Source organism: Sphingomonas sp. AP28, assembly GCF_056680455.1.
Window position 1 is genome coordinate 2293359 of sequence record NZ_CM155283.1, and the last position, 22738, is coordinate 2316096.

17 protein-coding genes, 1 tRNA gene and 1 riboswitch are annotated in these 22738 nt (G+C 66.2%); of the genes, 7 read left to right on the forward strand and 11 right to left on the reverse strand.

The annotated features are described in order from the left end of the window. Window positions 1-21: 21 nt before the first annotated feature. Genes AC1MH0_RS10445 through xseA form a run of 3 tightly spaced genes read right to left on the reverse strand, consistent with a single transcriptional unit; the run spans window position 22 to window position 2555 of the window. Window positions 22-909, reverse strand: coding sequence for a M23 family metallopeptidase (locus tag AC1MH0_RS10445; RefSeq protein ID WP_480962730.1), 888 nt, complete (start codon window positions 907-909; stop codon window positions 22-24). After that, on the reverse strand, window positions 906-1106 hold the full coding sequence (locus AC1MH0_RS10450; RefSeq protein WP_055881745.1) for a DUF2093 domain-containing protein: 201 nt from the start codon (window positions 1104-1106) through the stop codon (window positions 906-908). The genes AC1MH0_RS10445 and AC1MH0_RS10450 overlap by 4 nt, the downstream gene beginning before the upstream one ends. A gap of 12 nt (window positions 1107-1118) precedes the next feature. After that, the gene (gene xseA, locus AC1MH0_RS10455) at window positions 1119-2555 is read right to left on the reverse strand and encodes an exodeoxyribonuclease VII large subunit (protein WP_480962731.1); all 1437 of its coding nucleotides are present in this window, start codon (window positions 2553-2555) and stop codon (window positions 1119-1121) included. On the opposite strand from xseA, the gene purD reads away from it, so the two are divergent. The 3 genes from purD (at window position 2554) to AC1MH0_RS10470 (ending at window position 6110) form a co-directional block, all read left to right on the forward strand. Next, window positions 2554-3816, forward strand: a complete 1263-nt coding sequence (gene purD / locus AC1MH0_RS10460; protein ID WP_480962732.1) for a phosphoribosylamine--glycine ligase — start codon at window positions 2554-2556, stop codon at window positions 3814-3816. The two genes, xseA and purD, sit on opposite strands and share 2 nt — an antisense overlap. Window positions 3817-4012: 196 nt before the next feature. Further along, window positions 4013-4837, forward strand: coding sequence for a hypothetical protein (locus tag AC1MH0_RS10465; protein WP_480962733.1), 825 nt, complete (start codon window positions 4013-4015; stop codon window positions 4835-4837). 169 nt (window positions 4838-5006) lie between these two features. After that, window positions 5007-6110, forward strand: a complete 1104-nt coding sequence (locus tag AC1MH0_RS10470) for an MlaA family lipoprotein (protein ID WP_480962734.1) — start codon at window positions 5007-5009, stop codon at window positions 6108-6110. Window positions 6111-6505: 395 nt separating this feature from the next. Here AC1MH0_RS10470 and AC1MH0_RS10475 read toward each other — a convergent pair whose 3' ends face one another. Beyond that, window positions 6506-7807, reverse strand: a complete 1302-nt coding sequence (locus AC1MH0_RS10475; protein WP_056063992.1) for a hemolysin family protein — start codon at window positions 7805-7807, stop codon at window positions 6506-6508. Window positions 7808-8002: 195 nt separating this feature from the next. Between AC1MH0_RS10475 and AC1MH0_RS10480 the strand changes: the two genes are divergently transcribed. After that, entirely contained in the window at window positions 8003-8677 is a 675-nt protein-coding gene (locus AC1MH0_RS10480; protein WP_333923732.1) for a YiaD family glycine zipper/OmpA-like lipoprotein, read from the forward strand. Between the two features lie 148 nt (window positions 8678-8825). On the opposite strand, the gene AC1MH0_RS10485 is transcribed toward AC1MH0_RS10480, so the two are convergent. The 6 genes from AC1MH0_RS10485 to AC1MH0_RS10510 all read right to left on the reverse strand — a co-directional run bounded on the left by AC1MH0_RS10485 (window position 8826) and on the right by AC1MH0_RS10510 (window position 18020). Further along, the gene (locus tag AC1MH0_RS10485; RefSeq protein WP_480962735.1) at window positions 8826-9173 is read right to left on the reverse strand and encodes a tRNA-binding protein; all 348 of its coding nucleotides are present in this window, start codon (window positions 9171-9173) and stop codon (window positions 8826-8828) included. Beyond that, window positions 9160-9834, reverse strand: a complete 675-nt coding sequence (locus AC1MH0_RS10490; protein WP_056054264.1) for a glutathione S-transferase family protein — start codon at window positions 9832-9834, stop codon at window positions 9160-9162. The genes AC1MH0_RS10485 and AC1MH0_RS10490 overlap by 14 nt, the downstream gene beginning before the upstream one ends. Before the next feature lie 247 nt (window positions 9835-10081). Further along, complete coding sequence (gltB, locus tag AC1MH0_RS10495; protein ID WP_480965724.1) at window positions 10082-14584, reverse strand: glutamate synthase large subunit; 4503 nt, start codon at window positions 14582-14584, stop codon at window positions 10082-10084. A gap of 20 nt (window positions 14585-14604) precedes the next feature. Then, the gene (locus AC1MH0_RS10500) at window positions 14605-16047 is read right to left on the reverse strand and encodes an NAD(P)-dependent oxidoreductase (RefSeq protein WP_480962736.1); all 1443 of its coding nucleotides are present in this window, start codon (window positions 16045-16047) and stop codon (window positions 14605-14607) included. Between the two features lie 151 nt (window positions 16048-16198). Then, window positions 16199-17008 (reverse strand): undecaprenyl-diphosphate phosphatase, encoded by an 810-nt coding sequence (locus AC1MH0_RS10505; RefSeq protein ID WP_133020223.1) that lies wholly within the window; start codon window positions 17006-17008, stop codon window positions 16199-16201. 58 nt (window positions 17009-17066) lie between these two features. After that, window positions 17067-18020: a complex I NDUFA9 subunit family protein gene (locus tag AC1MH0_RS10510; RefSeq protein WP_480962737.1), complete on the reverse strand. Its 954-nt coding sequence runs from the start codon at window positions 18018-18020 to the stop codon at window positions 17067-17069. 112 nt (window positions 18021-18132) lie between these two features. Between AC1MH0_RS10510 and AC1MH0_RS10515 the strand changes: the two genes are divergently transcribed. The 3 genes from AC1MH0_RS10515 (at window position 18133) to AC1MH0_RS10525 (ending at window position 21356) form a co-directional block, all read left to right on the forward strand. Continuing rightward, a tRNA-Leu gene (locus tag AC1MH0_RS10515) sits at window positions 18133-18219 on the forward strand. 173 nt (window positions 18220-18392) lie between these two features. Further along, on the forward strand, window positions 18393-18785 hold the full coding sequence (locus tag AC1MH0_RS10520) for an Arm DNA-binding domain-containing protein (protein ID WP_480962738.1): 393 nt from the start codon (window positions 18393-18395) through the stop codon (window positions 18783-18785). Window positions 18786-18910: 125 nt separating this feature from the next. Further along, window positions 18911-19147: riboswitch (cobalamin riboswitch) on the forward strand. 169 nt (window positions 19148-19316) lie between these two features. Continuing rightward, complete coding sequence (locus AC1MH0_RS10525) at window positions 19317-21356, forward strand: TonB-dependent receptor (protein ID WP_480962739.1); 2040 nt, start codon at window positions 19317-19319, stop codon at window positions 21354-21356. Window positions 21357-21711: 355 nt separating this feature from the next. On the opposite strand, the gene AC1MH0_RS10530 is transcribed toward AC1MH0_RS10525, so the two are convergent. Then, window positions 21712-22725 (reverse strand): zinc-dependent alcohol dehydrogenase family protein, encoded by a 1014-nt coding sequence (locus AC1MH0_RS10530; protein WP_480962740.1) that lies wholly within the window; start codon window positions 22723-22725, stop codon window positions 21712-21714. Window positions 22726-22738: the final 13 nt, after the last annotated feature.

The following is a 22738-nucleotide window of genomic DNA, read 5'->3' on the forward strand; positions in this document are numbered from 1 at the left end:
GTCCGCAGCGAAGATACCATACTACGATCGCATCGCCCCGGTCACCAGCATCGGGTCCAGCTTGGCGCTGTTCCAGCGTAGTGCCCAGTGCAGGTGCGGGCCGGTGGCGCGGCCGGTCATGCCGACGGCGCCGATCGGCTGGCCTTGGCGGACATGGTCGCCGGGCTTCACGTCGATGCGCGACAGATGCAGGAACGCGCTGTTGAGGCCCATGCCGTGGTCGAGCATGAGCAGGTTGCCTTCCAGCGTGAAGGGGTGGTCCGCCGCGAGGATCACGACGCCATCGGCGGGCGCAGTGACGATCGCGCCGGTCGGCTTGGCGATGTCGGTGCCCGAGTGATAGCTGCCGGGTTCGCCCTTGTAGACCCGCTGCGACCCGAACAGCCCGGAGATGCGGCCGGTCGCGGGCCACGCGAACGCCTGCCGCCAACCTTGCGCGTCGGTGGTGCGGGCGCGGGCGGCGACGATCTGTGCGAGTTCGGGTGGGCGGAGCCTGGCGAACACGGGGTCCGGTGCAGGGAATTTGGGGAGCGTGTCGAGCCGCTCGATTCGCCATGCGCGGGGTGCGATCGCCAGCGACTGGGTGACGGTGCGCCCTTCCGCCAGGGTTGCGACGAGCGATGCTTGCGGGCCGGCGTCGCGGTCGAAACCGGCGATGAAGCGGCCGTCCGGAGCGAGCGCCACCGGTTTGCCGTCGAGCGTGAGCACGCGCGTTCCGGCCGGTGCCGTACCGAGGATCAGGCCGCCCTGGCTGAGCGTGCCGGTCCAGCGGAAGCCGGAAGCGCTGGCCGCGGTCTGTAGGGGCGCGTCTTGCGTAGCGGTCGGCGGGGGCGCGATCTGCGCGGTGGCGGTCGTTGCGGCTAGTAGCGTGAGGGCCGCCGCCCGCGTCGGTGCGCCCCCAGACTTCATCGCGGCGCCATCGCTTCGCTGGCGGCGGCGGCGGTGGCATAGGCTTCCTGGCGCGCGACGCTCCAGTAGCGGAGGTCTTCGAGCGCGATGCGGTGGCCGGTGGCGGCGCAGGCGACGTGGTCGCCGGGGCTGAGCACGCGGAAACCGTTAGCCATATAATGCAAGCGCGCGGCGCGGTCGGAGTTGGACATCAGCATTGCGGGTCTTCTCTACAGCAGGGTCGGCTGGCGCGGTGCCGGATCGGGCGCGGCCTTTGCCTTGGGAGCAGCATAGGTTTTGGCGACCGGGCGCTCAAGGCCGGCGTCCGTCACCGCGTCGACCACGCCGTCGCGGAAGTGGAGGGTGAGCGTGCCTGCCTCGCGCGCCGACCCGGCAGACGCGAGCGTTTCGCCGCCGGGGCGAGCGGTGACACGGGCATAACCGCGGTCGAGGATGGCGTCGGGGTTGAGCGACTGGACCAGACGCCACGTCGCGTCGAGCTGCGCGCGTTTCGCTTCGAGTTTACGCTCCAACGTGGCGGGACGGAGCGCTGCTCCCGAGCGGTCCAGGCTACCGCGTGCGAGGGTAAGCCTACGCTCCAGCCCGCGATCCAGACGCTGGCCAAAGTCGTCGGCACGCTGGCGCTGCGGCCCGAGCAACTGGTCGCGCTTCGGCAGCAGGCGGGCGAGCGCGTCTAGCCGCTCCCGGCCACGCTCGACATGGCGGCGCGCACATCGCTCGGTACGGTTGCGGTGGCTGTCGATCGTCAGGCGCAGGTCCGCGAGCACCGGCACCGCAATCTCGGCCGCGGCGGTCGGCGTCGGCGCGCGCAGATCGGCGGCGAAATCGCACAAGGTGGTGTCGGTCTCGTGGCCGACGGCGGAGATGATCGGGATCGTGCAGGCCGCGACCGCGCGGACGACGACCTCCTCGTTGAACGACCACAGATCCTCGACCGAGCCACCGCCGCGCGCGACGATCACGAGGTCTGGGCGCGGCACCGGGCCGCCCGGCTGAATCGCGTCGAACCCGCGCACCGCGGCGGCGATCTCGGCCGCCGAGCCCTCGCCCTGCACCTTCACCGGCCAGACGATCACGTGCGTCGGGCAGCGATCCTCCAGGCGGTGCAGGATGTCGCGGATCACCGCGCCGGTGCCCGAGGTGACGACGCCGATCACCTTCGGCATGAACGGCAGGCGCTTTTTCCGCGTGCCGTCGAAGAGCCCCTCGCCCGCCAGCTTAGCCTTCAGTTTCTCCAGCAGCGCCATTAGCGCGCCGGCGCCGGCCAGCTCCATCCGTTCGATGACGATCTGGTATTTCGAGCGGCCGGGATAGGTGGTGAGCTTGCCGGTCGCGATCACCTCGATCCCGTCCTGTGGGACGAAGGCGAGGCTCGACGCATTGCCCTTCCAGATCACGCCGTCGATCACCGCCTGGTCGTCTTTCAACGACATGTAGCAATGCCCGGAGGCGACGCGCTTCCAGCCCGAGATCTCGCCGCGCAGGCGGACATGGCCGAACTCGCCCTCGACCATCCGCTTCAGCTTGAAGGCGAGTTCGCCGACCGACATCGCCAGTGCGTTGTCGCCGACGACCGGCTCGGCTACCAGCCGCCCCATGTTTGCCAGCATGTCGCTGGACACATCATCGGAAAAGGGATCGGGCATGAACGTCCTGCTGCTGGGCTCGGGGGGGCGCGAACATGCGCTCGCGTGGAAGCTGGTGCAATCTCGCGGACTCGATACGCTGTATGCCGCGCCGGGCAACCCCGGGATCGCGCGCGTTGCGACGCTCGTGCCGCTCGATGCGACGGATCACGCCGCCGTCGTCGCGTTCGTGCGCGAGCATGCGGTCGGGCTGGTGGTGATCGGACCCGAGGCGCCGTTGGTCGACGGGCTGGCGGACTCGCTGCGCACGGCGGACGTTCCGGTGTTCGGGCCTTCGAAGGCGGCGGCGCAGTTGGAGGGGTCGAAGGGCTTCACCAAGGACCTGTGCCTGCGCGCCGGCATTCCGACCGCGGGCTATGTCCGCGTCAAGACCCGCGAAGAGGCGGATATCGCACTCGCCCGCACCTTCTCGTTGCCGGTGGTCATCAAGGCGGACGGGCTTGCCGCGGGCAAGGGCGTGGTGATCGCGTTCAGCGCAGCCGACGCCGACGCCGCGCTCGACGCGCTGTTCGCCGACGGGGAAGCCGAGGCGGTGATCGAGGAATTTTTGGAGGGCGAGGAGGCGAGCCTGTTCGTGCTGACCGATGGCGTGTCGCTGATGCCGTTCGGCTCCGCGCAGGACCACAAGCGCGTCGGCGAAGGCGATACCGGCCCGAACACCGGCGGGATGGGCGCGTACAGCCCTGCGCTCGTGCTGACGCCGGCGCTGGAGAAGCGCGCGATCGACGAGATCGTCGCGCCGACGGTGGCGGCGATGGCGGCGGAGGGCATGCCGTTCTCGGGCGTGCTGTACGCTGGGCTGATGCTGACGCCGCAGGGGCCCAAACTGATCGAATACAACGCCCGGTTCGGCGATCCCGAGACGCAGGTGCTGATGATGCGGTTCCAAGGCGACCTGCTCGCGACGATGCTGGCGACCGCAGAGGGGCGGCTCGGCGAGATGCCCGCGGCGCAGTTCAGCGACGAGACCGCGTTGACGGTGGTGATGGCGGCGGAGGGGTATCCGGGCACGCCCAAGGCCGGCGGATCAATCGTCGGACTGGATTCCGCGCGGGCCGCAGGGGGCACGGTATTTCATGCTGGTACGCGGCTGGAGGACGGTGGGCTGGTCGCATCGGGCGGGCGCGTGTTGGCGGTGACCGCGACAGGCGACGACGTCGCGACGGCGCAGGCCAACGCCTACCGCGCGGTCGAGGCGATCGATTTCGCGGAAGGCTTCTACCGCCGCGACATCGGCTGGCGCGAGATCGCGCGCGGGTGATGCGTCTCGATCCTCCCCCGCCAGGGGGAGGTGGCTGGCTCTTGCCAGACGGAGGGGGAGGTAGGCAAAACCCCTGTTCCGTTTCCTCCCCCTCCGTCACCTTCGGCGACACCTCCCCCTTGCGGGGGAGGATCGTCAGGTACGAGCCAGCCGATTAGGTCTCGCCGCCCTTCGCGCGTGACGCTACGGTATGGCAATGAACGAAACTTCCGCGACCTCCGCCTCGGGCCTCAGCCTGCTGCCCGACGGCATCGCCACGCTGACCGCAATCCACTTCACGATCATCGCCGTCGTCGCGATCCTCGTCGTGATCGGCTTGATCTGGGGCATCCGCGCCAAGCGCAGCCGCGTGAAGGCCGCGCACGACGTGATCGCCAACGCCGAGGAGGCCGGCGTTCCGCCCGAGCCGGTCTCGGCCAAGCCTGTTCAGGAGCGCAAGGCGGAGCAGGCGCAGACGCAGACGCAAACGCAAAGCGCGCCCGTTCCCGTTGCGCCGCCCGCCGCTTCGCCCCAGCCTGAGCCGACTCAGCCTGCCCCGCCACGGCCCGAGCCGACCAAACCGGAACCGGCCCGGCCTTTATCACCCGTAGGCGGCGCCCCCGAGCAGGCGTCGGTTTCGCGTGACGACGACGTGGTGGAAACGCCCGATCGTCTGACCGACGAACCGATCGCCGCTGCGTCGCCACTGGGGGCGAGTCCGGCAACCGAAACTGCCGCTCCCGCACCCGTAGCGCCGGCCGCAGAGGCTCCAATTGCACCGGCAGTACCGGCGCTGTCCTATGCGGACGGGCCCGTCACGCAGTTGAAAGGGCTCGGGCCGAAAGTTGCCGCACAGCTCGGCGCGCTCGGCGTTTCGACGGTCGGCGAGATGGCGGCGCTGTCGGAGAGCGAGGCGCAGCGCATCGACGCGCAGCTTGGCAATTTCACTGGTCGGATGGGTCGCGATCGCTGGATCGAGCAGGCGCGATTGCTGGCGGCCGGCGACAAGGCCGGCTTCGAGGCGGTGTTCGGCAAGCTCTGAGCTACGCCTTCGCTCCAGACGGGTCGGGACGGGGCATCGCGCGATCGGTTAACCGCGATCCGCGCGCGCGGATGACGATTGGCTCTATGCTGCACGCGCGCCGACGGGCATGTCAGGCGCGTCGCATCTCGATGTAGGAGAGCGGCCGATAACAGGGCGATGAGTGCACATGCTGGTAACGATGAGCGCAATGCTGTTGACGGCTGCCCCCGTTCACGTGACGGCCGCGCCGATAGCGTTGCCCGGCGTCGGTGCGAGCGTGGCGCTGCCGGGCGCGGTATCGTCGCCGTTCGCGGGTGACTTCGAGCCCGTCGCGGCGATGGCGGTTTCGCCGCTTGCTCTGGCCGCGTCGCTTCCGGCGATCGAGATTTTCGCCCAGGGGCTGCCGACGCAGGAAATTCCGCCGGTCGGTCCCGCTCCACTGGGGACTCCGCCCGCTCAGCGGACGCCGAACGACATCATCGTCACCGGCCGCAAGGAAACCGCGGGCGATCCGCTGCGCGCGGTCAACGCCGAGTCGTTCGCGGTGACGCAGAAGGTCGACGACGCGGTGATCGGCCCGGTCGCGCGGACCTATAAGAAGACCGTGCCGAGCCCCATTCGACGCGGCATCCACAATTTCCTCTACAACCTGCGCGAGCCGATCGTCTTCCTGAACTTCCTGCTGCAGTTCAAGCCGGGCAAGGCGGCGGAGACGGTCGGACGGTTCGCGATCAACACGACGATCGGCGTCGCTGGCGTGCTAGATGTCGCCAAGAAGAAGCCGTTCCACCTGCCACGGCGGTCGAACGGGTTCGCCAACACGCTCGGCTATTACGGTGTCAAGAACGGCCCGTTCCTGTTCCTGCCGCTGGTCGGACCGACGACGATCCGCGATCTGCTCGGCGGTGCGATCGATCGCCTGATCCTGCCGGTCGCCATCGGCAAGCCGTTCACCAGCACGGCGTACGCGATCCCCGCGGGTATCCTGGGCGCGCTCGATCACCGGTCGGAATTCGACCAGACGCTGAAGGACCTGCACGACAATTCGCCCGATCCGTACGCGGCGACGCGGTCGTTCTATCTGAACCGGCGGCAGGCGGAGATCGACCATCTCCATGGGCGGGTCGAGGGCGATCCGGCGGGGATGTCGGGGCCGCCGCCGAGTGTGGTGCCGTTCGTGCCGAGCGACCTGGAGCCTGGGGCTAGGCCGGTTTCGGAGGTGCCGATGGAGGCTCCGGGGGTCGAGACGCCGGCGTTTGATACGAAGCCGGCGGCCGAAACCGGTCAGTAAAAAGGGGATGTAGCCTAACGGTCTCCCGCCGTCCTCCCCTCCCCGTTCGTGCTGAGTAAAGACCGAGTAGCTCCGTCAGGAGCATATCGAGAGCTCGTATCGAAGCACGAGGTCCGCGCGCCAACCTGTCCTTTGATACGCCGCTTCGACAAGCTCAGCGGCTACTCAGTACGAACGGATTGTGCCGGTCAGCGCGCTTTCCGCAAGCGAGGCAAGCAAGCAACTTAACCCCGAGTACCACCCCGGCGGAGGCCGGGGCCCAATTGGGGGACGTCGTAAACTAGGGTAGCGCTTCGTTACTGCGGCCTTGCCAATTGGGCCCCGGCCTTCGCCGGGGTGGCGCATACGTAGAAACGTCGGGTTCGATCTAAACTTCTGAGCGCCACGCCAAGACGTCAGACTTCGCTCACCAACAGCTTGTCGATCCGCCGTCCGTCAAGATCGACGATCTCGAACTTCCAGCCCTGTTCGACGAAGCTCTCGCCCTCGCCGGGAAGGTGACGGAACACCGACAGCGCGAGGCCCGCGACGGTCGCGTAGTCGCGGTCCTCGGGCAGGTCGATGCCAAGGCGATCGGCAAGCGAGTCCGCTGCCATCGTGCCTGCCACCAGCAGCGAGCCGTCGTCGCGCACCACGACCGAAGGCGCATCGTCGGGATCGGAGTCCGACTTGAACTCGCCGGCGATCGCCGCGAGCAGATCGGCCGGCGTGACGATGCCTTCGAAATGGCCGTACTCGTCGTGGATCAGCGCCATCGGCACTTCGGCCTCGCGCAGCGCCAGCAAGGCGTCCATCGCGTCGATCTGGTCGATCACGACGGGGGCTTTGCGCATCAGCGCGCGCAGGTCGATCGGTTCGCCGCGGAACAGCGCCGCGGCGATGTCGCGCGCCTGAACGACGCCCTTGACCGTATCGATCGAGCCTTCGCCGACCGGCAGGCGGGTGTGCTGCGATGCGAGCAGCGTCTCGCGGATCTCGTCGGGGCCCCAGTCGCAGTCGAGCCAGTCGATCTCGGTACGCGGCGTCATTACTTCGCGCACCGGGCGATCCGCGAGGCGGACGACGCCCGAGATGATCGAGCGCTCATGCTCCTCGATGATCCCCGACTTCGACGCCTCGGCGACGATCATGTGGAGTTCTTCGGCGGTGACGTGCTCTTCCGATTCGCGGTTCAGGCGGAGCGCGCGGAAGATCAACGCGCTGGTCGAATCGAGCACCCAGACGATCGGTGCGGTGCCGATCGCGAGCCAGCGCATGACGGGCGCCATGAACGAGGCGATCGCCTCGGGCGCACGCAGCGCGAACTGCTTGGGGACGAGCTCGCCGATGATCAGCGACGCGTAGGTGGTCAAGCCGATGACGATCGCGAACCCGGCGGTCTCCGCGGTCGAGGCGGACAGGCCCCACGCCTGCAACCGCGCGGCGGTCGGCATGCCCAGGCTCGAGCCCGAATAGGCACCTGCGAGGATGCCGATCAGCGTGATGCCGATCTGGACGGTCGAGAGGAACTTGCCGGGGTCGGCGGCGAGTACGAGCGCGGCACGCGCGCCCTTCTTGCCCGAGCGCGCCATCGCCTCGAGCCGCGCTTTCCGCGCGGAGACGATCGCGAGTTCGCTCATCGCGAACACGCCGTTCAACGCGACGAGCGCGAGGATGATCGCGACGTCGATCCAGGGGAAGGGGGGAAGCGGTGCCATTGGCTCAGGCGCTCTTTGCAGGACAACGGCCCGTCGCACAACCGTCCTTGCGCGTGGGGGGCAGCATACTCGACATTACGCCGCGAAGATGGTCAGGCTCGGTTCAGTGCGCAGGCGGAACAATCATCGTAACACCGGGTTATCGGCGGTATCGGGCACAAAGCCGTCACCCATCATGTCTCAGGGAGATTATCTATGAAAACCAAGATGTTCGCAGGCGCTGCACTCGCGGCACTGATCGCCACCAGCGGCTGCACCACCGATCCGGAGACCGGTCGCCAGACGATTTCCAAGACCGCGCTGGGCGGCATCGGCGGCGCGCTGGGCGGCTATCTGCTCGGCGACGTGGTCGGCGGACGGCATGACCGGACCGAGAAGCTGCTCGGCGCGGGCATTGGTGGTCTCGCGGGTGCGGGCATCGGCGCGTACATGGACAAGCAGGAGCGCGACCTGCGCGCGCGCACTGCCGGCACCGACGTGCAGGTGATCCGCCAGGGCGACGACCTGGTGCTCAACATCCCGTCGGGCATCACCTTCGCGTATGACAGCGCCAACGTGCAGCCGCAGTTCCAGCGCACGCTCGACCAGGTCGCGGATACGCTGTCGCAGTACAACCAGACGTATATCGACGTGTACGGCCATACCGATTCGACCGGCAGCGATGCTTACAACCAGACGCTGTCGGAGCGCCGTGCGCGCTCGGTCGCGGATTATCTGGCAGGTCACGGCGTCCAGACTGCGCGTATCGGCACGCGCGGCTACGGCGAAACGCAGCCGATCGCGTCGAACGATACCGATGCCGGGCGCGCTGCGAACCGTCGCGTCGAGGTGAAGATCGTGCCGATCACGCAGAACGACCTGCGTCAGTAAGCGCTGGCGTTCTGCGGATCCTCCCCCGCAAGGGGGAGGTGGCACCGAAGGTGACGGAGGGGGAGGAACACGCAACGAACGTTGCCCTGTCCTCCCCCTCCGTCTGGCAAGGGCCAGCCACCTCCCCCTGGCGGGGGAGGATTAAACTCTAGAACAGCCGCCCGCCGTTCGGGACTGGTCCGGTCGGCGAAATCAGCACGACCTTCCCGTCCGCATCGGGGAAGCCGAGCGTCAGGACTTCGGACATCATCGGGCCGATCTGGCGCGGCGGGAAGTTGACCACCGCGGCGACCTGACGGCCGACCAGAGTCTCCGGCGTATAATGCTCGGTGATCTGCGCGGACGAGCGCTTCACGCCGATCTCCGCACCAAAATCGATCCGGAGCTTGATCGCGGGTTTCCGCGCCTCCGGGAAGGGCTCGGCCGCGACGATAGTGCCGACGCGGATGTCGACCTTCTCGAAGTCCGGGAACACGATGACGTCAGAAATCGACATTGTCGTAGTGCGCCGGGGGTGAGATCAGTTCCATCCGTTCGGACAGCAGCGGGCGGAAGCTCGGGCGGCTCTTGAAGCCGCGATACCAGCGCGCGGTCTGGTCGTGGCCCTTCCAGTCGATCCCGCCGAGATAATCGGTTACCGAGATCTGCGCCGCCGCCGCGAGATCGGCGAGGCTCATCGTCGCGCCGCCGAGCCAGTTCCGGTGATCGAGCAGGTAGTCCATATAATCGAGATGCCCGACCGCGGCCTTCATCGCCTCACGCAAGCCCTTCGCGTCGGGCGCGGTGCGGTGGGCGAGGCGCTTGACCATGCGCTCGTGGAGCAAGGGCCCGGTGACGTCGCGGTAGAAATGCGTGTCGAACCATGTGACCAAGCGGCGGATCTCGGCACGGTTGGTCGCGGTGCCGTTGATCATCGCCGCCTTCTCGACGGTTTCCTCGAAGAATTCGCAGATCGCCATCGAATCGATCAGCGGGGCGACGCCGCGCGACGCGTCGACCATCACCGGGGTCTGGCCGGCGGGGTTCATGTCCATGAACTCGTCGCGGCGATCCCAGGGCGATTCGCGCACCAGCTCGTAGCCGACCCCCTTCTCGCCCAGCAGCAGGCGCACCTTTCGCGAGAAGGGACACAGGGGGAATTGATAAAGCTGCCACATGCCATCCGTTTAGGCGGTGGGGGGCGGCTGTGTCACTAGCGCGGGTTGGCGTCGCGTAAGAAGATTTGGTTCACGCGGAGGCGCGGAGACGCGGAGGTGTTGCGTTCGCAGCGAGCGAAGCTCCTTCACCACCGATCGCAATAAGAGAAATGCAGAGGGAATTTAGCTCCGCGTCTCCGCGTCTCCGCGTGAAACCCTCTAACTTGCACCACCCCGGCGTGCGCCAGGATGGTGTGAGGGCTTGGGCTTATTCCGCCGCGACCAGTTCCGCGCTGTCGTCCAGTGGGTGCGACAAGCGCGTCAGCATCTCCTTCGGCACGATCTGCCAGAAATGCGGAGCCACGCGGTCCCAATCTTCCAGCAGGCCCTTCGACCATTTGCTGTCGGTGTGGTCGGCATGATCTCGCACCAAGTCGAGCAACACGTCGGCCCAGTGGAGCGACTTCACGCGGTCCCAGGTGATGTTCTCCGAATTGGCGCTCTTCGCGAAGACGCCGTCGGGATCGTAGACGAACGCCATCCCGCCGGTCATCCCCGCGCCGAAGTTCGCGCCGACCGCGCCGAGCACCACGGCGATGCCGTTGGTCATGTACTCGCAGCCATTCGCGCCACAGCCTTCGACGACGACGATCGCGCCCGAGTTGCGGACCGCGAAGCGCTCGCCCGCCTGCCCTGCCGCGAACAGCCGGCCCGACGTCGCGCCGTAGAGCACGGTGTTGCCGATGATCGTGTTGTCCTGCGACGCCAGCGGAGAACTGACCGCCGGGCGGACGATGATCGTCCCGCCGGAGAGTCCCTTGCCAACATAGTCGTTCGAATCGCCGAACACTTCGAGCGTGATCCCCTTGCACAGGAACGCGCCGAGCGACTGGCCCGCCGACCCGCGCAGCCGGATCGTGACGTGGTTGTCCGCCAGCGTCGACATCCCGAACTTCCGCGTGATCTCGCTCGACAGCCGCGTACCGACCGCGCGATGCGTGTTGCGCACCGAATAGGTCAACTGCATCTTCTCGCCGCGCGAGAACACCGCGGACGCGTCCTTGATGATCTGCGCGTCGAGGCTGTCGGGCACTTCGTTGCGGAAGGTCGACAGGCTGAACCGGCGCTGCGAATCGTCGGCATCGACCTTGGCCAGGATCGGGTTGAGGTCGAGATCGTCGAGATGCTCCGCCCCGCGGCTGACCTGCCGCAGCAATTCGGTGCGGCCGATTACGTCGTCGAGGCTCTTCACGCCAAGCCGCGCGAGGATGTCGCGGACTTCCTCGGCGATGAAGGTCATCAGGTTGATTACCTTCTCGGGCGTGCCGACGAACTTCTGCCGGAGCGCGTCGTTCTGCGTGCAGATCCCGACCGGGCAAGTGTTCGAATGGCACTGGCGGACCATGATGCAGCCCATCGCGACGAGGCTCAGCGTGCCGATGCCGTATTCCTCGGCACCAAGAATCGCCGCGATCACGATGTCGCGCCCGGTCTTCAGCCCACCGTCGGTGCGCAACCGCACGCGACCGCGCAGGCCGTTGAGCGTCAGCACCTGGTTGACCTCCGACAGCCCCATTTCCCACGGCGTGCCGGCATATTTGATCGAGGTCTGCGGCGACGCGCCGGTGCCGCCGACATGGCCGGCGATCAGGATCACGTCGGCATGTGCCTTCGCAACGCCCGCCGCCACGGTGCCGATGCCCGCCGACGAGACCAGCTTCACACACACGCGCGCGCGCGGGTTGATCTGTTTCAGGTCGTAGATGAGCTGCGCGAGATCCTCGATCGAGTAGATGTCGTGGTGCGGCGGCGGCGAGATCAGCGTCACGCCGGGTGTCGCATGGCGCAGCTTGGCGATGAACTCGGTGACCTTGAAGCCGGGTAGCTGGCCACCCTCACCGGGCTTGGCGCCCTGGGCGACCTTGACCTCGATCTCCTCGCACGCGTTCAGATATTCCGCGGTGACGCCGAACCGGCCGCTCGCGACCTGCTTGATCGACGAGTTCGCGTTGTCGCCGTTCGCGTACGGCACGAAGCGCGACTTGTCTTCTCCGCCTTCGCCCGAGACGGCCTTCGCGCCGATCCGGTTCATTGCGATCGCCAGCGTCTCGTGCGCCTCAGGGCTAAGCGCGCCGAGCGACATGCCGGGGGTGACGAAGCGCTTGCGGATTTCGGTGATCGCCTCGACCTGGTCGACCGGCACGCCCTCCGCAGGGAAGTTGAACTGGAGCAGATCGCGCAGATACACCGGCGGCAGATCGGACACGCCGCGCGAGAATTGCAGGTAGCTCGTATAGCTGTCGGTCGCGACCGCGGTCTGGAGCAGGTGCATCAGCTGCGCGGAATAGGCGTGCGTCTCGCCGGTGTGGCGCTGGCGATAGAAGCCGCCGATCGGCAGCGTCGCCACGGCCGGATCGAACGCGGCTTCGTGGCGATCGGTCGCGTTGACGTGGAGCGAGGCATAGCCCTCGCCGCTGATCTTGGCGGGCATGCCGGGGAACAGGTCGTTGACCAGGCTCCGCGAGAGGCCGACCGCCTCGAAATTATAGCCGCCGCGGTACGACGAGATGACCGCGATGCCCATCTTCGACATGATCTTGAGCAACCCCTCCTCTACCGCGACGCGGTGACGGCGGAGGCATTCGGCCAGATCCAGATCGCCGAACAGCCCGCGCGACTGGCGATCGACGATCGCGGCCTCGGCGAGATAGGCGTTCACGGTGGTCGCACCGACGCCGATCAGCACCGCGTAATAATGCGTGTCGAGGCACTCGGCCGAGCGGACGTTGATCGACGCGTAGGAGCGCAGGCCGCGGCGAACGAGGTGCGTGTGCACCGCGGCAACGGCGAGCACGCCGGCGATGCCGACGCGGTCCTCGCTGATCGCCTCGTCGGTGAGGAAGATCTCGCTCTTGCCCTGGCGAACGGCTTGCTCCGCCTCGTTGCGGATCCGCTGGATCGCCGCGCGGAGCTTTTCCGGGCCACCGCCGACGTCGAACGTGCAGTCGATCTCTGCGACCGCGTTACCGAAATGCGCCTTCAACCGCGACCAATGCTCGCCCGTCAGCACCGGCGAATCGAGCACCAGCACGCGCTCGCGCTGATCACGCACGTCGAGGATGTTGGCGAGATTGCCGAACCGCGTCTTGAGCGACATCACATGGCGCTCGCGCAGCGGGTCGATCGGCGGGTTGGTGACCTGCGAGAAGTTCTGGCGGAAGAACTGGCTGATCAGCCGCGGCTTGTCCGAGATGACCGCGAGCGGCGTGTCGTCGCCCATCGATCCGATCGCTTCCTTCGCGGATTCGACCATCGGCGACAGGATCAGTTCCATGTCCTCCATCGTCTGGCCCGCCGCGACCTGGCGACGGGCGAGTTCGGCACGGTCGTAGCGGACGATCGCGTCCTCAACCGACGGCAGGTCAGCGAGCGTGTGGAATTCGCCGATCATCGCGGCGTAGTCCGCTTCGCCCGAGATGCGATCCTTCACTTCGCGATCCTGGAGCAGGCGACCTTCGTCGAGGTCGACCGCGATCATCTCGCCCGGTCCCAAGCGGCCCTTGGCGACGATCGTCGATTCGGGAACGACGACCATGCCGCTTTCCGACCCGACGATCAGCAGGCCGTCCGACGTCAGCGTGTAGCGGAGCGGACGCAGCGCGTTGCGGTCCATGCCCGCGACCGCCCAGCGGCCATCGGTCATCGCCAGCGCGGCGGGGCCATCCCATGGCTCCATCACGCTCGCGAGATACTGGTACATCGCGGTATGCTCGGGCGGCATGTCCGGGCTGGCGGCTTCGGGCACGAGCATCAGCTTGGCGGTCGGCGCGTCGCGGCCCGAGCGGCAGATCGCCTCGAACACGGCGTCGAGCGCCGCAGTGTCGGACGCGCCGGCGGGGATCACCGGCTTGATGTCCTCCGAATTGTCGCCGAATGCGAGGCTCGCCATGCGGATTTCGTGTGACAACATCCAGTTCTTGTTGCCGCGAATCGTGTTGATCTCGCCGTTGTGCGCGAGGCAGCGGAACGGTTGCGCCAGCCACCATTGCGGGAAAGTGTTGGTCGAATAGCGCTGATGGAAGATCGCGACGCGGCTCTCGAAGCGCTGGTCGCACAGGTCCGGGTAGAAGACAGACAGCGATTCGGCGAGGAACAGCCCCTTGTAGATGATCGAGCGGCACGACAGCGAGCAGATGTAGAAACCCTGGATCTGCGCCGCGATCACGCGCTTCTCGATCCGGCGGCGGACGAGATACAGCGTCTTCTCGAACTCGGCGGCGTCCTGCTCCTCGGGCAGTGGGCCGGCGATCATGATCTGCTCGATCTCGGGGCGCGTGGCTTGCGCCTTCTGGCCGATCACCGACACGTCGACCGGCACCTGCCGCCAGCCATAGATGGTGTAACCCGCCTCGATGATCGCGCTCTCGACGATCGTCCGGCAATCCTCCTGCGCGCCGAGATCGGTGCGCGGGAGGAAGATCATGCCGACCGCGAGCCGGTTCGGGCGGACCTTGTGGCCCGAGGCGGCGACCGCGTCGTCGAAGAAGCGCAGCGGCAGATCGATGTGCAAGCCTGCGCCGTCGCCGGTCTTGCCGTCCGCATCGACAGCACCACGGTGCCATACGGCCTTCAGCGCATCGACCGCGGACTGCACGACGCGGCGCGACGCACGGCCATCGGTGGCGGCGACGAGACCTACACCGCAGGCGTCGCCCTCGAACTCGGGGCGATACATGCCATGCTCGGCAAGACGGGCGCGTTGATCGATCATCGGAAAACCCTGTTCGTTGCTCATGCCGCCACCTTCGCGTTGGCCGCCTTGGTCTTCAGCCATTTGTGCATCGTCGCCGCGACATCACGACCGTCGCGGATCGCCCAGACGACGAGGCTCGCACCGCGGACGATGTCGCCCGCTGCGAACACGCCGTCGAGCGAGGTCATCAGCGTCTTGCCATCGACCAGTACGGTGCCCCACCGGCTTACGCCCAACTCCGGCGTCGCGAACAAGGTGGGCAGGTCCTCGGCGTCGAAGCCCAGCGCCTTGATGACGAGATCGGCGTCGACCGAATAATCGCCGGCGGGATCGGGTTCCGGGGCACGCCGGCCGCTTGCGTCGGGGGCGCCGAGACGCATCTTCCGAACCTTCACGCTCGACACCACATCGCCGCCGTCGAAGCTCTGCGGCCCCGAAAGCCAGACGAACTCGACGCCCTCCTCTTCGGCATTGGCGACTTCGCGCTGCGAGCCGGGCATGTTGGCGCGGTCGCGGCGGTAGAGGCACTTCACCGACTTGGCGCCCTGGCGGATCGCGGTGCGGACGCAGTCCATCGCGGTGTCGCCGCCGCCGATCACGACGACGTCCTTGCCCTCTGCGTTGAGGCTGCCGTCGTCGAACGCGGGGACGGCGTCGCCGAAGCCCTTGCGGTTCGAGGCGACGAGAAAGTCGAGCGCGGCGACCACGCCGTTCGATCCGCCACCGGGCAGGTCCATCGCACGTGCCTTGTAGACGCCGGTCGCGATCAGGATCGAGTCGTGGCGCTGGCGCAGATCGTCGAGGCTGGCGTCCTCGCCGACCGCGAAGCCTTCGTGGAAGACGATCCCGGCAGCCTTGAGGCGCTCAACCCGTCGCATCACGATAGGCTTTTCGAGCTTGAAGCCAGGGATGCCATAGGTGAGCAACCCGCCCGCGCGATCGTAGCGGTCGTAGACGTGGACGTCATAGCCGTGCCCGCGCAGATATTCCGCGGCCGTAAGTCCTGCGGGTCCCGCACCGATCACGCCGACCGACTGCCCACGAGACTTGCCGGGGACCAGCGGTTCGACCCAGCCATTCTCCCAGGCGGTATCCGTGATGAACTTCTCGACCGAGCCGATCGTGACCGCGCCGTGCCCGGTGAATTCGATGACGCAATTGCCTTCGCACAGCCGGTCCTGCGGGCAGATGCGGCCGCAGATTTCGGGCATCGTCGAGGTCGCGTTGCTCAGCTCGTACGCCTCGCGCAGCCGACCTTCCGCGGTCAGCCTGAGCCAGTCGGGGATATGGTTGTGCAGCGGGCAGTGGACCGAACAATAGGGCACGCCGCACTGCGAACAGCGCCCGGCCTGCTCCTCGGCGGGTTGAACCGCGTATCGCTGCGCGATCTCGCGGAAATCCTCCTGCCGCTCATCCGCGGTGCGCTTTGCTGGATAGGATTGCTCCCGCCCGACAAACTTTAGCATCGAATCGTTCGCCATACATGCCTCCGACAGCCGCGTTATTGCGCCATCAGAAGCTTGTCACCGTGAAATCGACCAGTATGTCAGCATTAATGCCGTATTAAACCATCAAATCAACCAAATTATCTAAGAACAATTATCAACAAGGCTTATTCATTCCGAAACGGACCTACTTGCTGAGCAACCAGACCAGCGCGGCCGAGCCGGCAGCTACCCGGTACCAGGCGAACGGCACGAACCCATGCTTGGTAACGATTCCCACGAACCACTTCACCACCAGCAGCGCGACGACGAACGACACCGCAGCGCCGATCGCGATCGCGCCAAGCCCGACACCGCCGCCGCTCGCGATCGCGTCGCGGTTCTTCAGCAGTTCGAGCGCGCTGGCCCCCAGCATCGTCGGGATCGCGAGAAAGAAGCTGAACTCGGCCGCCGTGCGCCGCTCGACGCCCAGCGCCAACGCACCGAGAATCGTCGCACCGGAGCGGCTGACGCCAGGGACCATCGCAAGGCACTGGAGAAAGCCGATGCCGATCACTGTTTTCAGCGGGATGTCCGCAACGCCGCTGATGTCGCTGCGCGGCGCGAACCGCTCGACCGCGAGGATCGCGAAGCCGCCGACGATCAGCGCGATCGCGACGACCTCGGCGTTCCCGAGCAGCGCCTCGATATGCTTGTGCAGCGCGAGGCCGATCACCGCCGCCGGGATGAACGCGACTACCAAGTTGCGCAGGAACAGCCACGACTTCGGCTCGCGCTTCAACAGCCCCATGCCGACCGCCCAGAACGTCCGCCAGTACAGCACGACGATCGCGAGGATCGCGCCGAGCTGGATGACGACGTTGAACACCTCCCAGCGCCCCGCGTCATAGCCGAGCAGCCGCGTCGCGAGGATCAGATGCCCGGTCGAGGAGACGGGCAGGAATTCGGTGATCCCCTCGACGATGCCGAGGAGGATGACGGTGAGAAGTTCGGTCAAGCGGGAGCTCCGGCGCGGTAGGTCAGGGCAGTGTCAGCGGTAGGTAGCACGCGCAGGATCAGGCGACATGGACTTCCGCATGCGTCTCGGCGCGACGACCGAACCGCCCGGCCTTGCGAAAACGCACCAGCCAGCCCGGTGCGACCGTCGACAACGGCGTTGCTTCGATCCCGAACGCGGCGAGGCCATCGGTGCCGGTGACGACATTGTCGGTCTGCAGCATCGTCCACTGGTCCTTTGTGATCGGCGCGCCCGGTAGGAAGCCGCCCTTGGCGATCAGCGCTCCGGCAAAGTCCGGCAACTCGACGATTGAAGGATTACGGCCGATCGTCTTGGCGATCCAGCGGATGAGATTGCCCATCGTGATGATGTCAGGCCCGCCGAGTTCGAAGGTCTTGCCGCCGAACGTCTCGGGATCGGACGCCGCTGCGACCACTGCGTCGGCAACGTTGCCGACAAACACCGGCTGGAACTTGGCGCCGGCGCGCAGCACCGGAACCACCGGCGCCTTTGCGATCATCCCGGCAAAGCGGTTCACGAACTGGTCTTCCTGGCCGAACACAATCGATGGTCGCAGGATCGTCGCGTTCGGGAACGCCTCGAGCACCGCTGCCTCGCCCTGTCCCTTGGACTTGCCGTAGGCCGAAGCGGACGCGGGATCAGCGCCGATCGCCGATACGTGCACGAGCGCACCGACGCCGGCCTTCGCCGCCGCCTGCGCCACTGTCTGCGCGCCGAGTGCCTGGACGCGCTGGAAATCGCCCGCGAGCACGCCGACCAGGTTCACCACCACGTCCGAGCCGTGCACGGCGTGTGCGATCGTCTCGGGCTTGGTAACGTCGGCACCGACGAACTGCGTCTGGCCGAGCCCCCCGAGCGGCTTCAGGAAGAACGCCTGCCGCGGATCGCGCTGCGCGATACGGACGCGCGCGCCCGTCGCCAGCAGCGCCTGTGCGACATAGCGGCCGACGAAACCGCCACCCCCGATCAGCGTCACCAGTTTGTCGTTCATCGCGCGTCCGTCCACTTTGTTTTGCCTGCCAATCACGAATAACCCCTTGCCCCAGCAAGAGGCGTGTTGACAAGCATCGCGACCCTCCCCTAGAGGCGCCCTCCTACCCCGTGCCCGGATGGCGGAATTGGTAGACGCACCAGCTTCAGGTGCTGGCGATCGCAAGGTCGTGGAGGTTCGAGTCCTCTTCCGGGCACCATTTTCCTGTTCGCGGTGATCCGCGGACAGTTGAGAAATCAACGGAAATCTGCGATAAGGCGGCGCGATCTGGTCGCTGCTGTTCGCCCCTGTCCGCGCATAGTCGGACAGTTTTGGGGGGCAAGGTGGGGGCCACGGCGAATGAGCTTCTGGAGTGGCCCCCAATGCCTCTGAGTGACGTTGCAATCCGCGCTGCCAAGCCTGCTGCAAAGCCCCTCAAGCTCTCGGACGAACGAGGGCTCTTCCTCGATCCAGCCGTCCGGCGGCAAGCTGTGGCGACTAAAGTACCGGATCGGCGGAAAGGAAAAGAAGCTGTCTTTAGGCCGCTATCCGGATGTGTCGTTAAAGGAGGCGCGTGAACGCGCCGGTGAGGCGCGTAAGCCGATCGCCGTCGGCGTCGATCCATCCGAGAAGAAGCGGTCCGATCGTATCGAGGCGACCTTGAAGGCGGCGAACACGTTCGCGATCGTCGCTGAGGAATATATTACAAAATCGGAGCGGGAACCCCCTGGCTGGCGAGAGCGCTGTTTCAGAATTCGCCGTGCCCGCCTGCACGGCGCAGACTAACCCTCCACAGGTATTAATTTACGGCAGAGGCAAGCGTCATATAAAGGAATCTTTATATGACCGCTCACGAACCTTGCGGATTGGTACCGTCACAGGTACGCCAAAGGCCCGGCTGATATTGTTGGTCGGGCAATGATCGCGCTGGTGTCCCGAGAGGGACTTAATAGGGAACACGGTGTGGGAGATACTCTCCCGAAGCCGAGGCTGTCCCTGCAACTGTAAGCGGCGAGTGAGACGTACATCGCGTCCTCTTTCGGAGGGTGCAGCCACTGGACCAACGCCGTAACGGCCGAGATCCGGGAAGGCCGTATGTCGAGCGACGACCCGTGAGCCAGGAGACCTGCCAGCGTCTGGTCGCTCTTGCTTTGGTCCAGGGGATGGTCGGGGCACGGTTCTTCCGTCTGAGCGACGAACGAGCGGCGGGGGTCGCATCGGTTCGTGTCGCGAGCGCTTGCGTCCGCCTGCCGACGCGTGCCGACCGTTCAAAGCGGACGCCCCCGTCCGAAGTCGCTTGGCGCACGGGGGACGGACATGAAGAATCTAAGATTACGAACAAAATGGCTCGAATGCGTGGCTATCGCCTCGGCATGTAGCACCACACCCGCATGGGCTCAGGTGCACGCCACCGAGGCTGTGCCTACACAGGTACCGAACGACATAGTCGTGTTCGGCCGAGGCGAAGCAAAGATCGGTGTTGCGCATGCAGCGAGTGAGGGCACCGTCGCCGGTGCCGACCTTCTGGTTCGCCCGCTGCTACGCGTTGCCGAACTGCTAGAAGCGATACCTGGCATGGTCGCTGCGCAGCATTCGGGAAGCGGCAAGGCCAACCAGTATTTCCTGCGTGGCTTCAATCTCGATCATGGATCGGACTTCACGACCTATATCGACGGGGTGCAAATGAACCTGCGCACCCACGGTCATGGCCAGGGCTATCTCGATCTCAACGGACTGATCCCGGAGATCGTCGCGCGCGAGGATTTTCGCAAAGGGCCATACCGTGCCGATGGCGGCGACTTCGCGCTCGCGGGGGCTGCCTACATGACCACGATCGACAGCTTTGCCCGGCCGTGGCTTTCGGTCGAGGGCGGCTCTTATGGCTATGGTCGGATCGCCGCGGGCGGGACGATTGATGGGATTGGTGCGGGGAAGCTGACGCTCGTTGCGCAGACCAAGGTCTATGACGGACCTTGGGAGGAGCCCGAGCATCTAAAACATGCATCTGGCTTCGCGAAATATACCGCTCCAGCTGGTGCAGGCCAGATCGAAGCGTCGCTCAACGCCTACCGCGCGACCTGGCGTCCGACCGAACAGATTCCCGAGCGCATCATCGGTACCGCGCTCTGCAAGGACGTGTTCTGCTCACCCGATCCGACTGCACGCGGCGAAACGACACGGCTCGTTGGCAACGTCGCGGTGCGCCAGCCTGACTGGCACGCCAATGTTTATGGTCAGTTCTACAACTGGTCGATGTACTCGAACCCGACCTACACCGATCCGGACGGGACCAGCGCGCAGATCCGCCAGTTCGACAAACGCTGGATCGTCGGCGCGACGGGCGAAAGGCGCTGGACGCTAGCACCGACCCTCGCCGTCTCGCTCGGTACCGAAGAGCGCTACGACCATATCGGCAGCGTCGGTGTGTACCGCACCAGCGCGCGATCGTTCCTGTCGTCGCTCGGCCGCTACCATGTCGAGGAAGCGTCGGCAGCAGTGTACGGCGAGGCGACGTGGACGCCGGCTGCGGGTCTCCGCCTGATCGGTGGGGTTCGCGGGGACTATTATCATTACGTCGTTCGCGCGCGCGATCAGGCGGCGGTCTTGGCCGGCGAAGGCAGCGGCGACGACACGATCCTATCGCCCAAGGCGTCGATCGCGTACTCGCCGACCGACCGGCTGGAGTTCTACGGCAACTGGGGACGTGGGTTCCACTCTAACGACGTCCGCGGCGCGGTAAACGTCGAAACGCCGGTGCCTGTGCTGGTCCGCGGCACCGGCCGTGAAGTCGGCGCCCGGTGGCAGTTACCCGGCATTACGCTGACCGCGACCTATTGGTGGCTCGACGTCGACAGCGAACTGCGCTTCGTCGGAGATTCCAACGCGGTCGAGCCGACCGGCGCGAGCGAGCGTCGTGGCTATGAACTGGTGGCGTTCTGGCGGCCCAGGCCGTGGCTTGCGATCGACGGCAACTATACGGCAAGCCGATCGCGCTACGACAATGGCGACCGCATTCCCAACGCCTTCGAGAACGCCGCATCCGCCGGGATCGCGCTGGTGCTCAATCCGTGGGAGGCAAGCGTTCGCGTCCGTCACCTCGGGCCTTATCCGCTGATCGAAGACAACAGCGTCCGGGATCCAGGAAGCACCGTCATCAACGTCCGGGCGGCTCGCAAGATCGGACGGTTCGAGGTTTACGGCGAGGTGCTCAACATCCTCGACGGCCGCGACAAGGACATCGCCTATTTCTACGAGTCCTATATTCCCTCGTTCGATACCGCGGGACCGGCCGACGGTCGGTTGAGCCGCGTAGTTGAGCCACGCACCTTGCGCCTGGGTGCCCGGGTGAATTTCTAAGCAGCGCCAGATGATCGCTAGTCTCGAATGAAGCTGGCGATCATCTTGATCGGGATGCCGTTTCTACGTTCCCGTGCCAACGCATGTGGCTGACCCCGCGAAATCGCTGCTCGTCACAGCGATGAACGGATGTCCGCTTTGGAGACTGCGAGTGGCCCATCGGAACGTCCGGGTGTGGGCGGAACTGCCCCGCAGCGCGGGGCCGGCAAAGACCTAGTTACGGTCATTCCCGCGACTTTCCCCGCCTACCGACGTCGGACTTTCGTTCATTTCGCTTTTTACGCTCACAAGAGCTGTAAAATGGATGAAACCGGCCTTTTGAGCCCGCCTCGGCGGCTGGCACCAGAGAACGTGGTCAGAACGCGATCATTACTTTGCCGAGGTGTCCGGCGGCGGCAAAGTAGCGGATGGCGGCCGGCGCATCGTCAAAGGCGAACGTCCGGTCGACGACGGTCGTCATCCCGTTCACGACCGTCGAGTCGAGCAGGTCGACGAACATCGCGCGACTGCCGTTGGCGATTCCGCGGATCGTCACGTTCTTGAGGACGAGGGACAGGTAATCGGGGATCGCCGGCCCCTCGCCTGGCGACACACCGATGACGATGATCCGCGCATTGACCGCGGCCGCTGCGATAGACCGTCCCAGCGTATCGACGCCGCCAGTTTCGATCACGATGTCGGCCCCCTTGCCGTCCGTCTTCGCAATCACTTCGGCCGCCCAATCGGGGGACGTGCGGTAGTTGATCGCGATGTCCGCACCGAGCGCGCGCGCCATCTCGAGTTTCGCATCGTGCGACGAGGTGATCGCGACCCGCGCGCCACGCGCCGTGGCGATCTTCAGCGCCGCCAGCGAGACGCTGCCGGTACCGAGGCACAGGACGGTGTCGCCAGGCTTGACGTCGCAGATCTCGATCAGCGCGTTCCAGGCCGTCAACGCTGCTGAGGCGAGCCCTGCGACATCCGCGTCGGCCAGCGCGTCCGGCACGCGGATCAAGGCCGCGGCGGGCAGGACGATGCGCTCGGCCAGCCAGCCGTCGTGCGTGATGCCGATATCGTGTGCAAACACGTCCGCGCGGAACGCACCGTCCAGCCAGTTCGCGAAATGGCCGCAGACGACACGGTCGCCGACAGCAATCTCGGTCACGCCCTCTCCGATCGCGACGACCTCGCCGACGCCTTCGGACATCGGAATACGGGTCTCCGACTGGCGAGGACCGTAGGTGCCACGTAGCAACTGAACGTCACGGCTGATCAAGCCGACGAGGCGCGGCGCGACCAGCGCTTCGCCGGGGCCCGCGACGGGTTCGGGGCGGGTCGCCGCGACGAGGGCGTCGATGCCGTTCTGGACGCCGATATGATAGGCTTTCATCAAAGTCTCCTGC

Coding starts and splice junctions, on each gene's coding strand:
- AC1MH0_RS10445 (WP_480962730.1), bottom strand. CDS start 909: ATGAAGTCTGGGGGCGCACCGACGCGGGCGGCGGCCCTCACGCTACTA.
- AC1MH0_RS10450 (WP_055881745.1), bottom strand. CDS start 1,106: ATGCTGATGTCCAACTCCGACCGCGCCGCGCGCTTGCATTATATGGCT.
- purD (WP_480962732.1), top strand. CDS start 2,554: ATGAACGTCCTGCTGCTGGGCTCGGGGGGGCGCGAACATGCGCTCGCG.
- xseA (WP_480962731.1), bottom strand. CDS start 2,555: ATGCCCGATCCCTTTTCCGATGATGTGTCCAGCGACATGCTGGCAAAC.
- AC1MH0_RS10465 (WP_480962733.1), top strand. CDS start 4,013: ATGAACGAAACTTCCGCGACCTCCGCCTCGGGCCTCAGCCTGCTGCCC.
- AC1MH0_RS10470 (WP_480962734.1), top strand. CDS start 5,007: ATGCTGGTAACGATGAGCGCAATGCTGTTGACGGCTGCCCCCGTTCAC.
- AC1MH0_RS10475 (WP_056063992.1), bottom strand. CDS start 7,807: ATGGCACCGCTTCCCCCCTTCCCCTGGATCGACGTCGCGATCATCCTC.
- AC1MH0_RS10480 (WP_333923732.1), top strand. CDS start 8,003: ATGAAAACCAAGATGTTCGCAGGCGCTGCACTCGCGGCACTGATCGCC.
- AC1MH0_RS10485 (WP_480962735.1), bottom strand. CDS start 9,173: ATGTCGATTTCTGACGTCATCGTGTTCCCGGACTTCGAGAAGGTCGAC.
- AC1MH0_RS10490 (WP_056054264.1), bottom strand. CDS start 9,834: ATGTGGCAGCTTTATCAATTCCCCCTGTGTCCCTTCTCGCGAAAGGTG.
- gltB (WP_480965724.1), bottom strand. CDS start 14,584: ATGATCGATCAACGCGCCCGTCTTGCCGAGCATGGCATGTATCGCCCC.
- AC1MH0_RS10500 (WP_480962736.1), bottom strand. CDS start 16,047: ATGGCGAACGATTCGATGCTAAAGTTTGTCGGGCGGGAGCAATCCTAT.
- AC1MH0_RS10510 (WP_480962737.1), bottom strand. CDS start 18,020: ATGAACGACAAACTGGTGACGCTGATCGGGGGTGGCGGTTTCGTCGGC.
- AC1MH0_RS10525 (WP_480962739.1), top strand. CDS start 19,317: ATGAAGAATCTAAGATTACGAACAAAATGGCTCGAATGCGTGGCTATC.
- AC1MH0_RS10530 (WP_480962740.1), bottom strand. CDS start 22,725: ATGAAAGCCTATCATATCGGCGTCCAGAACGGCATCGACGCCCTCGTC.